Source organism: Mycoplasmopsis agalactiae, from assembly GCF_000089865.1.
Classification (GTDB): Bacteria; Bacillota_I; Bacilli_A; order Mycoplasmatales; family Metamycoplasmataceae; genus Mycoplasmopsis; species Mycoplasmopsis agalactiae_B.
Genome location: NC_013948.1, coordinates 548,093 through 562,238 on the forward strand (window position 1 = coordinate 548,093; position 14,146 = coordinate 562,238).

The 14,146-nt window shown below is 28.6% G+C and carries 12 protein-coding genes, 2 tRNA genes and 1 other RNA gene; 14 read left to right on the plus strand and 1 reads right to left on the minus strand.

Annotated features, from left to right (window positions below; translation table 4 throughout):
• Positions 1-158 precede the first annotated feature (158 nt).
• From MAGA_RS02350 to MAGA_RS02410, 14 genes are all read left to right on the plus strand, one after another.
• Entirely contained in the window at positions 159-1,829 is a 1,671-nt protein-coding gene (locus MAGA_RS02350; protein WP_013022087.1) for an APC family permease, read from the plus strand.
• A gap of 45 nt (positions 1,830-1,874) precedes the next feature.
• Positions 1,875-2,330, plus strand: a complete 456-nt coding sequence (locus MAGA_RS02355; protein WP_013022088.1) for a Sua5/YciO/YrdC/YwlC family protein — start codon at positions 1,875-1,877, stop codon at positions 2,328-2,330.
• Positions 2,331-2,406: 76 nt separating this feature from the next.
• On the plus strand, positions 2,407-3,735 hold the full coding sequence (locus MAGA_RS02360) for an MAG4530 family protein (protein WP_013022089.1): 1,329 nt from the start codon (positions 2,407-2,409) through the stop codon (positions 3,733-3,735).
• Between the two features lie 186 nt (positions 3,736-3,921).
• Positions 3,922-4,884, plus strand: a complete 963-nt coding sequence (gene holA / locus MAGA_RS02365; protein WP_013022090.1) for a DNA polymerase III subunit delta — start codon at positions 3,922-3,924, stop codon at positions 4,882-4,884.
• Between the two features lie 21 nt (positions 4,885-4,905).
• Positions 4,906-5,187: RNase P RNA component class B (gene rnpB / locus MAGA_RS04430), an RNA gene on the plus strand.
• Positions 5,188-5,405: 218 nt separating this feature from the next.
• Positions 5,406-5,840 (plus strand): 50S ribosomal protein L13, encoded by a 435-nt coding sequence (rplM, locus tag MAGA_RS02370; RefSeq protein ID WP_004023868.1) that lies wholly within the window; start codon positions 5,406-5,408, stop codon positions 5,838-5,840.
• A 1-nt stretch (position 5,841) separates the two neighbouring features.
• Entirely contained in the window at positions 5,842-6,249 is a 408-nt protein-coding gene (gene rpsI, locus MAGA_RS02375; RefSeq protein ID WP_011949625.1) for a 30S ribosomal protein S9, read from the plus strand.
• Positions 6,250-6,311: 62 nt separating this feature from the next.
• Positions 6,312-6,388: transfer RNA gene (locus MAGA_RS02380), tRNA-Ile, on the plus strand.
• 84 nt (positions 6,389-6,472) lie between these two features.
• Positions 6,473-6,823 (plus strand): hypothetical protein, encoded by a 351-nt coding sequence (locus MAGA_RS04435; protein ID WP_226876346.1) that lies wholly within the window; start codon positions 6,473-6,475, stop codon positions 6,821-6,823.
• Positions 6,807-7,694 (plus strand): UTP--glucose-1-phosphate uridylyltransferase, encoded by an 888-nt coding sequence (locus MAGA_RS02390; protein ID WP_013022092.1) that lies wholly within the window; start codon positions 6,807-6,809, stop codon positions 7,692-7,694. Before MAGA_RS04435 ends, MAGA_RS02390 begins: the two co-directional genes overlap by 17 nt.
• Before the next feature lie 461 nt (positions 7,695-8,155).
• Entirely contained in the window at positions 8,156-9,184 is a 1,029-nt protein-coding gene (locus MAGA_RS02395) for an IS30 family transposase (RefSeq protein WP_013021693.1), read from the plus strand.
• 229 nt (positions 9,185-9,413) lie between these two features.
• Positions 9,414-9,506: transfer RNA gene (locus MAGA_RS02400), tRNA-Ser, on the plus strand.
• A 104-nt stretch (positions 9,507-9,610) separates the two neighbouring features.
• Positions 9,611-12,349 carry a cation-translocating P-type ATPase gene (locus MAGA_RS02405; RefSeq protein WP_013022093.1) on the plus strand — a complete coding sequence of 913 codons (2,739 nt, stop codon included), beginning with the start codon at positions 9,611-9,613 and terminating at the stop codon, positions 12,347-12,349.
• A 198-nt stretch (positions 12,350-12,547) separates the two neighbouring features.
• Positions 12,548-13,342, plus strand: coding sequence for an MAGa4850 family ICE element protein (locus MAGA_RS02410; protein WP_013021928.1), 795 nt, complete (start codon positions 12,548-12,550; stop codon positions 13,340-13,342).
• A 21-nt stretch (positions 13,343-13,363) separates the two neighbouring features.
• Here MAGA_RS02410 and MAGA_RS04885 read toward each other — a convergent pair whose 3' ends face one another.
• On the minus strand, positions 13,364-13,489 hold the full coding sequence (locus MAGA_RS04885) for a hypothetical protein (RefSeq protein WP_268741574.1): 126 nt from the start codon (positions 13,487-13,489) through the stop codon (positions 13,364-13,366).
• Between the last annotated feature and the right edge of the window lie 657 nt (positions 13,490-14,146).

The window sequence follows — 14,146 nt, forward strand, 5'->3', positions numbered from 1 at the left end:
TAATAATTTTTAATTATACATTTATAATATTAAATATTATTGACTACTAGGCATAAAAATTCAATATTTTTATTCTATTAAATACATAATTTGACTTTTATGGCTGTTTTATAGGCATATACATAAATTATGTCCTTTTTTAATCATAAAGGAGTGAAATGAGCAAAAAATCAGAAGAAAACATTGGAAATAATAGAAAAAAAATTTCTTTTATTTCTGCAATGCTTATAACAGTTGGAAGCTCTTTTGGAGCAGGTATTTTTTTTAAGTCAAAAAGTGTTTTAGATAGCTCGCATGGTAGCTTAATTTTGGCCATTTTTGCCTGAATTATAGCATCAGTCGCTGTTATTTGTATTGCTCTAGCGCTAGTTGAAATTTCATCAACTAAAAGTGATAATTTGTCTTTAACAAGCTGAAACAAAACATTTAATAGCAGGTTTGTTTACAATGTTTCCAAGGACTTTAACACTTATGTGTGCTTGCCGCTTGTTTTTTTCTTTATTCCGCTTTATAGCTTCATTTCCTTGCAAGATGGCCTTAAATTTTTAACAAATAAAACTGGCTTTGGAACTAATCATGATTGAGTTATCTGAATGTTTATTTCACTAGCTCTTACAGTTTATTTATTAACTGTTCCTGCACTTTATTCTAAAGTTGGGGATATTCAAAATATTATAAGTTTAGCAATCAAGTTAGCGCCACTTATTTTTATTACATTTTTAGGTTTTATTTTAGTTGGCACAAATAAAGGTGGGGCATCAGAAGTTTCTTGATTAGTTCAAAAGCATCAAAACTATGCTGAGTTAATTAAGCAAGGCAAGGGCATTCAAGAATTTAACCACATTGGTGCTGGTTTAGGAATGTTTTTAGCTATTTCTTCAATTTTTTATGCTTATGATGGTTTTTATGTTTCAGCAGGTATTCAATCTGAAATGAAAGAGCCAAGCAAAACACCAATGGCGCTGTTTTTTGGCCTTTCACTAACAACATTAATTTATTTAATAATTGCAATTTCAATGTCTATTAATGGTGGCTCATTTACCAAAATGCATGCTTATTCAGTCAACTTAATAGGTCTAAAAGCCACAAATATTATCTTTGGCATAATGAATATTTTTATCGCAATCGGTGTTTTAGGAATAGCAAATGGCTTTGCAATGTGAATGCCTAGATATATTGAAGATCTCATAGTTAAAGGCGACTTACCGTTTTGAGAAAAACTTGCACCAAAAGTTAATCCGCAAAAACCAGTAGTTGGAATAATTTATTCAGTTATTATTTCAGTTCCTTTTATAGTTATTTTTACTCTAATTGGTGCACTAGGATATATTGACACTTCAAATTATGGGCCAGTTTATGATAATACAATGGCAATGGCTAAGTTATATTCATTTGCTGATCTAATGGCTAATTGAAATGCTTTAGGATGTTTTTCTTTAGTTGCTTTAGCTATTTTTGGCGGAATAAAAAACCGCAAAAGTAATAAAGTGGAAATAATAAATAAGAAAAAATATTTCTTGCCTACTGCATGAATTTCAATCACCTTTGTTGCATTGGCTATATTTGTCAGTGTGCTTGTGCCAATAATAAATCTATTTTTATTAATTGGAGTTGATAGATCATTAATTCAAGACACTGAATTCACACAACTATTAGTCGGCAGATTGATGTTAATTATTGTTTTAATACTTTTTGTAAGTCTTACTGTTATTCCAACGCTTATCTTTAACAAAATACGAGCTAAAAAATTTGGCTCTTTAGCAAAATATTACGAATATACTGAAAGCAAACTTAAACTATTAGAATTGAACTCTAATACTATAAAATAGGCACAAACTCATACTTACACATAAGGTTTTACGGGAGTTAATTATATGGACTTCAATGATATTTTTATTTGTACAACTGACACAGTCACAGGCATAGGTGGACCAGTTAATGATAATACGTTAAAGAGCATTTATTACCTTAAAAACAGGCCTATTAGTAAAAAAATCATTATTTTAGTTGGCTCAGTTGGGCAAGCTAGAGAATTTAAAGAATGAAATCATGAAGCTGATGAATTTGCAGCTAAATATTGACCTGGTGCATACTCAGTTATTGTAAATAATCAAGGTTTTAGAATGCCTAATAACTTAAAATTGTGCCAATTTTTAATAAAAAACGGCCCGATGTATGTTACTAGTGCTAATATTTCAGGCCAAGAGCCAATTGATATATCAGAAGCCTCAAAATACTTTCCATTAGTTAAAAATGTTTATGACTTTGGCAAAGGAAATAATAAAGCTAGCCAAATTTATAATCTTGATGAAAAAAAATGAATAAGATAATCATAAATTCAAATAAATATGCGCAGTTAAAAACATTAAAATATATACTTTTAATATAGAAGGCTAGAGGTTTATTATGACACTAAATGAAAAAATTAAATACATTAATGACAATAATTTTATAAAGGAAAAGCTGAATTTACACTACTTTTTGCTTTCTCTTTATTCATTATTTTTTACTGCCTTTTTAGTCTTAATAATTTTCTTCTCTAGCAAGTGAGATTATTCATTAGGTCTTATGGCAAGAATTAGTGAGAAAAATCCTTTAGGTTATTTAATCTCTTTTTTAGTGTTTTTTGTTATTGGACTAGTAGCTTTTGGAATTTTGTTTATAAACTGCTTAATGCTTATCTTAGTTAATAAAGTGATTAATTACAATATGTTCAGAGCACTTAGATGCTTAAAAATCAAATTATTTTTTAGTGCAAAATTTCAAATTTTAATAAAACTAAATAAGGGTGAAGATGACCTAAAGCCATATGAATTAGACTTTTTGGCTTGAGTTAAAAACAAAGGATTTGTTTTAAGCGATTCAAAAGCAATTTCCTATTTATATGGAAATTATTGAAGAAGACCAAAAGTATGAACTTTTGTGGCTAATAGCTCTAGAGCAATGTTAAAAGACTATGAAATTTATGCTGGTGGTACTATTTTTTCTAAAGAACCAACTAGATTAAAAGTTAAAGTAAACAACCAAGAAATGCATTTTTCATTAGTAAAACTAATACCCGATAAATATATTAAAAACAAATTAGTAGCTAAAGTTCCAAATTCATCATGAATATTAGCCTCTTTAACTTTTAAGCTTATGAATACATTTTTAAGACTTAAAAAAGATAAACATTCTGAAGAATTAATTAATATGGTTGAAAGACTTTTTAATGATTTAACCTACATTTTTAATAAAAAAATAGTTTTTAAACCTAAAAATCATTTAGATGTGTTTAAATCAAACTATATATTTTGGTTTTTTGATTCATATTTTAGTAATTCTGAATTATTCAACTTCTGCGATGATATGCAAAAGGATGAATTTTTAGAGTTTTTGAACAAATTTACAAATAGATTTGAATATCACAACGAAGTGATTAATTACTTTAAAGCACTTTTTACAGGCATAAACAGTAATGATGAGTTCAGAATAATTGTTGATACCGCTATTAAATTAAATAGTCAAAATAAACACTTAAACTTGACTAAGCGTTTTAGAAGTGTTGATGGCAAAATAAACTTTATGCGTGATAATTATCCAGAACCAATTACTAATGAATTAATAAAAATTCATATGTATGACTTCTGAAAAGAAGGACAAAAAAATAACGAAATAGATAGCAGAATTATTTTGCTTAAAGAATTTAATAAAGCATTAGAAAACAATAAAACAGTAAAAACACCGGCTAAATAATTGCCTGCTGTTCCTGTTTTATTGGCTTATGTTTCAAATTATTATTAAGCTAAATTCAATGTATTATAAAAGTAGCTTCCAAAAATATGAGCTGCTTTTATTTTTTTAAATCAAACTTCTAGCAAATTAAAGCAGATTAATACCATTTAAATTGCTAAAAACTCCTTTTAAAATATAATAATTAATATGATATTTATTTGTGGCTCTGAAAAGTTTTTAATTGAACAAGAAGTTGAGAAAATTAAAAAGGAAAATAGTGATAAAACTATTGAAATTTTTCGTTTCGATGACCAAGCTTTAGTCAGCGATTTAATTTCTTCAGCTAGTGCAAATAGTTTATTTTCTGGTGCAAAACTATTCTTAATTTATAACTTAGACTTTTTTGAAAAAGCCACATTTAAAGATGAATCAGACAATGTAAAAGACTTAATTAATGCACTTAAAATAAATAGGCAAGATAAGTTTGTTTTTATAAATCAAAATATATTCTCAAAAGATAAAATTGCAGTTAATATTTGAACTAAATTTATTTTTGAAAATAACGAGCATAAAGTAAAAATGATTGAGGCTAAAGAAATGTCTGAATCTAATTTATTTTCGCTTGCTAAATCTTTAACTAATAGATACAACATCCATATCAGTGATGGAGCTATTAAATTATTAATAAGTAAAGTTAATAATGATTCATTAATGCTAAATAGTGAGTTAGAAAAACTTTCAAATTTAAATAGCATTATTACTCCTGAAATAATTGAAAGCAGCACTGAAACGTTACTTGGTGAAGATATTTTTGCTTTTAGCAATGCTTTAGAAACTAATGATTTAGGCATAATTTGAGCTAGATATAAAGAAAAAATGCTAGAAGGGGTAGAAATAAATGTGCTAATTGGGCAAATTAGTCAAATATTTATAATTGCTCATCAAATATATGCATATAAAGTTTGTCAACTTAGCATCGATCAACTAAGTAAAGATTTAAGAATTAATAGCTACAGAATTAAAAAAATAAGCTACTTTTTAAGCAAAGTAGGCATAAATAAAATTAAAAAAATGATTCTTTCACTATCTAAATTAGATAAAGATGTAAAAAATGGCTTAGTTAGCGAAAAAATTGGCTTCGAAAGGTTTTTGATTGCTTACTTTAATTAGTCTATTAGAGTATAATTAAAAAACATCGGCTAACAGCTGCTAAATTATTAGTAGAGGAAAGTCCACGCTAGCACAGTCTGCGATGATTGTAGTGTTCATGCTGATTCTAATAAAATCAGGCTTAGACGACTAGTGCCACAGAGACGAGAATAGTGAAACGGGTAAACTCCATGAGCTAGAAACCCAAATTCTGGTAGGGGAACTTTCTGATGATAAATGAATCTAGGAAAGAATCAAGATTTTCTTGGTTAGATAAATTGTTAGCGCCATATTAATTTATGGAACAGAACGTGGCTTATAGATGTAGAAATTCTTGCATTTGCAAGAGTTTTTTTATACTCCTTTTACAGCTATTCTTGTATAATTTTTTAACTCTTAAAATGAGTTATTTTTTATGCCAATATTTTTAATTTTGCTTATCTTAAAAAAATAAAAATTATCTTTTAAAATATTTAATTTCATATATAATAAAAAGGCTATTTACTAATTGCAATAGTTAACATACAGAAAAGGAGATGCACATGAGACAAACTACAATTGTTAATCGTGAAAAAGCTAATAAGAAGTGATTTGTTGTTGATGCTGAAAACCAAGTAGTTGGTCGTTTAGCTGCTTTTGTGGCTTCTGTTCTTAGAGGCAAAACAAAACCTACATTCACTCCTAATGCTGATATGGGCGATTATGTAATCATAATAAATGCTGAAAAAGCTATTTTTACAGCTAAAAAAGAAGAAGACAAGGTTTACTACCACCACTCAGGTTACCCAGGTGGACTAAAAAGCATTACTGCTGCTAAATTAAGAGCTAAAAAACCTACTGCAATCGTTGAAAAAGCAATCTACGGTATGCTTCCACACACCAAATTAGGAAACAAACAAAGAAGAAATCTTTTTGTTGTAGCTGGCCCTGAACACAAATATGCTGCACAAAAGCCAGAAAGACTAGAGGTAAGATAATATGGCAAATGCTAAATCATCAATAGTTGAATATAGAGGCTTAGGTCGTCGTAAATCATCAACAGCTAGAGTTATTCTTAGACCTGGTTCAGGTAAATTCACAATTAATAACCGTGAAGCAAAAAATTACTTACTTTCTGACTTACACATTCAAGATGCTGAACAACCTTTAGTATTAACTGAAACAAAAGGTCAATTCGATATCTTAGTTAATGTTCGTGGTGGTGGACTTAAGGGTCAAGCTGGAGCTATAAGATTAGGTATTGCTAGAGCTTTATTATTGGCAAGCGATACATATAGAGCAAAACTTAAACCAGCTGGTATGCTAACTCGTGATGCACGTAGTGTAGAACGTAAAAAACCTGGTCTTAACAAAGCACGTCGTGCTCGTCAATTCTCAAAACGTTAACTTTTTGCAAAAATATCATTAACTTTATTCAATTCGCCATTATAATATTATGGCGAGATTATGCGAGCGTAGCTCAGCTGGTTAGAGCACACGACTGATAATCGTGAGGTCGATGGTTCAAGTCCATTCGTTCGCACCATTTCATTTAAGTGACCAAAATGGCTTTGCCATTTTTTTATTTGCTTGCTTATTTATTTACTTGAAAATGATAATATTTATAAATATGGATACTAATGTAAAATTAATCAATAATATATTTTCTAACAATTTAATTAAACCCATTTTAGGCTGTGAAAAATTTTATGATATTGCTCAGTTAGGCAACTGCAAAATTGAACTAATTTATTCAAATTCAGCTTCAACTGACTGACTAATTAATGCACAAACTGACGAATTAGCAATTTTAATCCAAGGTTCTGCTTCATTGCTCGATGATAGTCATAAAAAAATAAATATGCAAGCTGGCGACTGTCTTTTTATTAAAAAGAACAGCAAGCATAAAATTCTTTCGACTTCAGGTGATGCTATTTGAATTTCAATACATTTTAAGGAGCAAAATGAACAAAAAAGTTAGAAAACTAATTATTCCCGCAGCAGGCTGAGGCACTAGGTTTTTGCCATTAACAAAGGTTATTCATAAGGAGCTTTTGCCTATTCTAGATACTCCATTAATTAGTCTTCTTGTTGATGAAGCTCTTGCATCTGGGATTGAAGAAATAATTTTGATAATCAGCGAAAGAAAAAAAGATATAGCTAAGTACTTTGAAATTAACAGTGATTTAGAAAATGAGTTAGCTTCAAAAAACAAGTTATCTTTATTAAAAAAAGTGCAAGCTACTAATGTAAATGGCTTAATTAAAATTGTTATTCAAGAGTCGCAAAATGGACTAGGGCATGCTTTAGCGTGTGCTAAAGACGAAATTAAAGATGAGCCCTTTGCAATTATATTAGGCGATGATTTAATCAAATCAAAAACTCCTGCAATTAAGCAATTGATTGAATTTTACTATAAAACAGGCTCAAACATACTAGGTGTGCAGTCTGTATGTGATAGTGATGTATCAAAATATGGCATTGTTTCGCCGTTAAATGAATCTGAAAAAGATAATAAGTTTTTTAAAATTAAAGGCGCTGTAGAAAAACCAAAATTAAGTGAAGCACCGAGTCATAAAGCAATTTTAGGCAGATATGTTTTTAATAGAGAAATACTAGATATATTAAGCAAAATTGAATATGATGGCATTAATGAAATACAAGTAGTTGATGCTTTTGAAAAGCTACAAAAAGATTATAAGCAAGATATTTATGCCTTTGAATTTGAGGGAACTAGATATGATTTAGGTTCAGTTAAAGGCTTTGTTCAAGCAAATATTGATTATGCTTTGGATAATGCTGAGCTTAAAGAAGATATTGCTGAGTATATTTCTAAAAAAGCAGAAAAATAGCCTTCAACCCTATAAAACAGTAATATAGGGAATAAAATATCTAATCAAAACAAACAATATGCTGAAGTTTTAAGCTTCAGATTTTTATTTTTATAAGTCTTTATTATCACATAACAAAATAATAAAAAGGCTTATTCATTAACGAAGTAAAAAGCACCACAAGTTAACTTGCGGTGCTTTCTATTGCCTTTTGTTAAAATTTGAGTAACTAACTTAAAAAGAAAGGCTTTTAAATTATATATGATTAGCAATGACAAAAATACTAGTTATTCAACTGACATATGCTTGTTTAAAAAAAACTAAATTTGCACAGCAAGTACAAGTTTAATTATGTACATTATGTGATTGATGAAACACATTGAGATGAAATACTAACTAAGTCAAATCTCAAAACCAATAAAAATAACATTAGCCCATTAAGACTTAAAGAAATTCTTGAAAGACTAATTGCAGGCTATGATATGAAAACTGTTTCTAACATCGTAGGGTTTAAATCAAGATCAATTTATAACTTATTTGACAGAATTAAAATTGAGACAAAGCGTGGTTATGCTAAATACCAAAAGAAATGTAAATTGTGTGGTATGGATTTAAAAGGCAAAACGATATATGTAATTAGTGCTCTCAAATTTTTAAACTTAATTGAAACAAGGAACGATTCAAAAAGATTAGAAAACAATCCTAAATTGCTGATGAAGCACATTGACTTTTTTAAGTTTTACGAGCAGTTACTATACTTTTATTTAAAGAATAGAAATAGTTTTAACTTGGAAAATAAAGCCGTTAAACAGTCTGTTGCTAGCATTATTTTTAAATACATAAGAAAACTAGAAGCACAAGGAAAACTTCAGAATTCATATATTCCATCAGTTCAAAACTTTTACCGTATATTGGCTAAACATAGTACTTTTGGTCTAAAATTAGATATTCTTCCATATAAATCAAATGGCAAATATGGAAGCCGCACAACTGTAAAGCACGAAACCAAGAAAAAGACAATAGGCAAACTTATTACTGAACGTCCAGAATCAGTTAATTTAAGATTAAATGACAACGATTATGAAATGGACACTGTAATTGGTTTAAGATCTGATAATTATTGCATTCTTACATTAATCAACAGAAAATCTAGAATGTTTTATTGCACTCTATCTAGAAGAAATGCAAAAGCAATAAAAGAAAATTTAGAGAAATTGATTAAGAACAATAATCTTATTATTGACACATTAACTATTGATAACGGAAGTGAAAATTACAAACTTCCAGAGATAGAATATATCAGAGAAATTTTTCATTGCCACCCTTATTCATCATCAGAAAAAGGTAGTATCGAAAATGCTCATAGACTATTAAGAAGATACGTTCCAAAAGGAAAATCTATAGATAGATATGTTGGTCAAGATCTAAAACCAATAGCAGATTTTATAAATTCACACCCAAGAATTTATAAAGGAATTTCTGGCTTTAAATGTGCTAAGCAAATGCAATAAAAATTAACATCAACACAAAATTCCGCACTTTTGAGTACTCAAAAGTATCTTTTCTTTATTTTTTTTTACTCTTTTAGTCATTCTCTTGTTAGAACTTCCAAAAATTGGTATTATTTTTCCGATACTCAAAAAAGGCGCTTTTTACTTTAAGAATTTATAATAATAAAAAGGCTACATAAATATTTTTTGATATTAAATAATTTTGCTATAATAAAAAAGCCAATTGTGTGGGGAAGTACTCAAGTTGGTGAAGAGGACGCATTGCTAACGCGTTAGGGGTGATAAAACACCCGCGGAGGTTCGAACCCTCTCTTCCCCGCCATTTTTTTATTTTATTTTTAAATTAATCAATTGTTATGTCTAGTATATTAGTTATATTTTTTGCATTTAATGTATTATTTTAATACTAAATAAGAGGTACTCAATATGAAATGAGAAGAAGCACAAAAATATAATGGGCTTAGTGATGAACAAGTCGCCTTGAGTTCACAAAAACATGGTGAAAATGTTTTGAAAAAAAGCAAGAAAATTAACCCAATAGTGGCTTATTTTAAACAATTTATCGACCCAATGGTTATCTTACTAATAATAGCAGCAGTAATAAGCGTTAGCTTAGCAATTTATGAGCACTTAAAAGGAAGTAGAACCAACACACAAATAATAATTGGCTATGTTGAACCTGCCATAATTATGCTTGTAATACTATTAAACAGTGCTATTGGTGCATATCAAGAAGTCAAAAGCGACCAGGCTGTGAGGGCATTAGAAAGCAAAACTGTATCTAATTCTACTGTTGTAAGAAACAATGAAGTAATAAGCATTCCGGCTAATGAATTGGTTGTTGGGGATTTAGTGCTTTTATCTGCAGGTGATACTATAAATGCTGATGGAAGGTTAGTTAATTCATCAAATTTTTATGCAATTGAAAGTAGTTTAACAGGTGAAAGTGAAGCTGTATTAAAATGTGCAAATTGAGATGCTACTGATGATAAAACTTTAGCAGAAAATAAGCATTTAGTTTACTCTGGAACATTTGTTTCAAATGGTAAGGCTTCTTATATTGTTGAAAATGTGGGAGTTAAGACACAAATAGGTCAAATAAATACAAGTTTACAAAATCAAAAGAAAAATTTGACACCTTTGCAAACAAAATTAAATAAATTAAGTAAATGATTTGGTTATTCAGGCATTATTTTACTTTTTGTAAGTATGCTGTTGCAAATAATTTTTAATAATGTTTCTAGCGGAGTATGAAATAAACCTGATGTTTATACTAATTCATTAATTACTGGTATCTCTTTAGCTGTTGCAGCAATACCGGAAGGATTGATTGCCTTTACAACAGTAATTTTATCAATTGGCGTTTCAAAAATAAGCAAGGAAAAAGGGTTAGTTAAGAACCTTTTAGCAGTCGAAACATTAGGTTCAGCAAACATAATTTGCACTGACAAAACAGGTACTTTAACTGAAAATAAAATGACTGTTGTTGACCTATACCTCCATAAAAAAGGATTTTTGGACAATATAGAAACAAGCAGCAGTGATTTTAATGAGCTGCTAAACTCACTTTGCTTTTGCAATGATGCATACTTAAATATTGATAATGAAGAAATAAAAGAAATTGGCGATCCAACTGAAACTGGTCTTCTTCTTTATGCACTAAAACATAGTGTCACAAAACAAGAATTGCTTAAAAATAATAATATCATTAGCACGCTTCCATTTGATAGTGACAGAAAAATGATGTCTGTTTTAGTCAAAGACAAAGATAAAAATAAAATTATGATAACTAAGGGCGCGCCAGATGTTGTTATTAGTAAATGCAATAATATTAGCAAAGATGAAATTATGCAAATTAATAATGATTGAGCTGCTAAATCATACAGAGTTTTAGCTTTTGCTAAAAAGAATATTAGTGGTGATTCTATTAACTTTGAGGATGAAGATAACTTAACATTTATTGGGCTAGTTGCAATGATTGACCCACCGCGTGCTAATGTAGCCAAAAGCGTTCTAGAAGCGCAAAATGCAGGAATAAAAGTTGTAATGATTACTGGCGATAACTTAATAACTGCCAAGTCAATCGCAGCAACTTTAGGTATATACGACCCTAATGGTGATGATATATGTCTTGATGGCTCAGAATTAAAAGACTGAGATGATGATAAATTAAGAAATAATGTGCAAAAAATTGCTGTTTATTCAAGAGTAAATCCTAGTGATAAACTAAGAATAGTCAAAGCATGACAATCATATGACAAAGTAGTTGCTATGACTGGTGATGGAGTTAATGATGCTCCAGCACTTAAAGCTAGTGATATTGGCTGCGCAATGGGTATAACTGGCACTGATGTGGCAAAACAGTCTGCTGATTTTATTCTAACTGATGATAACTTTAACACTATTGTTAGATCAGTTAAAAACGGTAGACAAATTTATGACAAAGTCAAAACCGTGATTATGAACCTATTAATTTCATCGGTTACTGAAGTAATTGTAATGCTTATTGGATTAATAGCATTCTACTATGGCTTTAAACAATACTTTTCGGATAATGAATTCTATGTTTTGAGCGCATCGCAACTACTTTGAATTAATCTTCTAACTCATGGCCTTCCTGCTATTGCTCTTGGTTTAATTGATTCAGAAATTGATGTCATGAATAGGCCGCCATTTAGTAAAAATGAAAGCATTTTTGCTCGCAGCATGGGCATTAATTTATTATGACAGTCACTAGTTATAAGTTTAATGTCGCTTTTATCATATACTGCTGGCGCCTTGTACACTATCCATTTTCACAGTAATCTCATTAATAATGGTCTTAACTTGTTAACTATTGCTTCAACTTGTGCATTTGTCACAATGGGGGTTGCAACTTCAATTAATGCTATAAATTTAATTAATGACAACAGCATTTTTAAAACAAATGTAAAAAAATACTGACAAGTTTATACAGCAATATCATTTAGCTCGTTATCAGTTATTTTAGTAGCCTTTGTTCCTGAATTAGCTAAAGTATTTAGAATGTATGAACACCTTTTAACTTTTGATAATGGTATTCTCTTAGCTTGATCACTGCCTTTAGCTTTTGTTAATACCATCTGTTTTGAGCTTAAAAAACTGATTATGAAAACTAAAAATAGGCCAAAATTTGCCTTTGCATAAAATTCATAAACTGCTATAAATCAATGAAATAAGTCTTATTTCATTTTTTTATTGCTTCTTTCAAAACTAAAATTATGGAACTGATATAAGAAAGTGGGTATCCCCCCACTTTTTTTAATTCTTGCTTCATTTATATATATCTTGAAGTTCAAAAACATTTTTAGTTAATAGAACTTTGATAGTTTAAATGGAGAAATAATGGAAAGCCAGTTTTTAAAAAAGAAGGAAAAACCAGTTGTTACACTTGGCTTTTTAAGAAAGTACAATAAAAAGAAATATAACAAGCTAACAGAAAAAGCACTTAAAATCTTATTTAAAAGTAAGATCATGATTGGTGAAAAAATGTACAAGGAATTAAAAGAAAGAAAAATTGCTTTTGAACTCTTGGCCATTATTAAACAATTAGGTGCTAAGGCTAACTATATTTCTATTTTGTATTTGCAAAAATTAGGCTTCAAACGTTCAACATTAACTGAAACTATCAAACATCTATCAAAACTTGGCTATATTGAACACAATAAAAAAGGTGCAATTAAGCTAGCTAAAAAGCCATGAACTATTAAAAAAGAAAAGTTTATGAAAATATCATCAAAGAAATTGTGAATGCACTTTCTACTTGATGGATCAGCAACAACCCTTTGAAATATAACAAGAATAATAGCATATAAAAAGAATCATTCAAAAGCTGACAAATCACTATTAAGAAACATTGAATATGGTGAAGGTTATGAAACAAGGCCTTATAGGTTAGAAAAAAGAAATATTAAATATAAAAAATTCACAACTTTTAAAAATATAAAAATGTTTATAACAGTAGCTAATGAATCAAAAAATAGTTTGTTAAAAATTCAAAATAGGTTCTTTGATGGTAGTAATGCCACAATAGCAAAGAGTATTAAGTTTTTCAAAAAAGGATTTGTTGATATAGGGTTCTTGTATTTAAAAGAATTCAAAAACAATCAATTTGTAACTGAAAGATATATGTTTATTTAAAAAAATAAAATAAGCCAAAAATTAAATTAAAAATACTAAATTAGGATATGTGTGAAACGCATAATATCCATATTTAATATTGCCATATTTGCCTGTTTTATAGTAGTTTTGGTCAGTGTAAAATTCACTTGCTAAAATGACAAACATAAAGATAAATGTTATATGAAATATAACTATTTATCGTAATAAGGAAGCAACGAACAGTCAAAAAAACATTCAAACAGTAGGGCATTGATTGATTTTAATTAAAAAAAGAAAATTAAAAAATCCAATTGAACCCAACAAATATAAATCATTTGGGTTTTTGCATTAATATCACAAAAATCATTTAATTAATTTAAACAATATAAGAACATCATTAAATAATAACTTACAGCATATAAATATTAATTGTTTGTAAAAGTCTAACTAAGTATTCTATAACTAATTTAAGTAGTGATACTTAATTGATTAATTCAAAGTTTATTAAATTAATAATTAATTAGTGATAGCTAAAGTTATTAATTCTTAGATTAATTTTTATTGTTATGAATTATTTAAATCATATTATGAAAACCCAATGCCAAGAGAACACCATCATAAATCATTTAGGTTTTTAAATTGCTATAGTAGAAATCATTTATTTTAAATAGTATTAAGACAATATTAAATAATAACTTACTGCATATAAATATTAATATTTATGAAATTTTAATTAAGTCTTCAATAACTAATTGTAAGTAGTCAATGAACTAATTAACTAGTTAGAGATAATTTTAAAAATGATTAATTGAAAATAGTTAAAGTTATGAATTCTTAGACTAA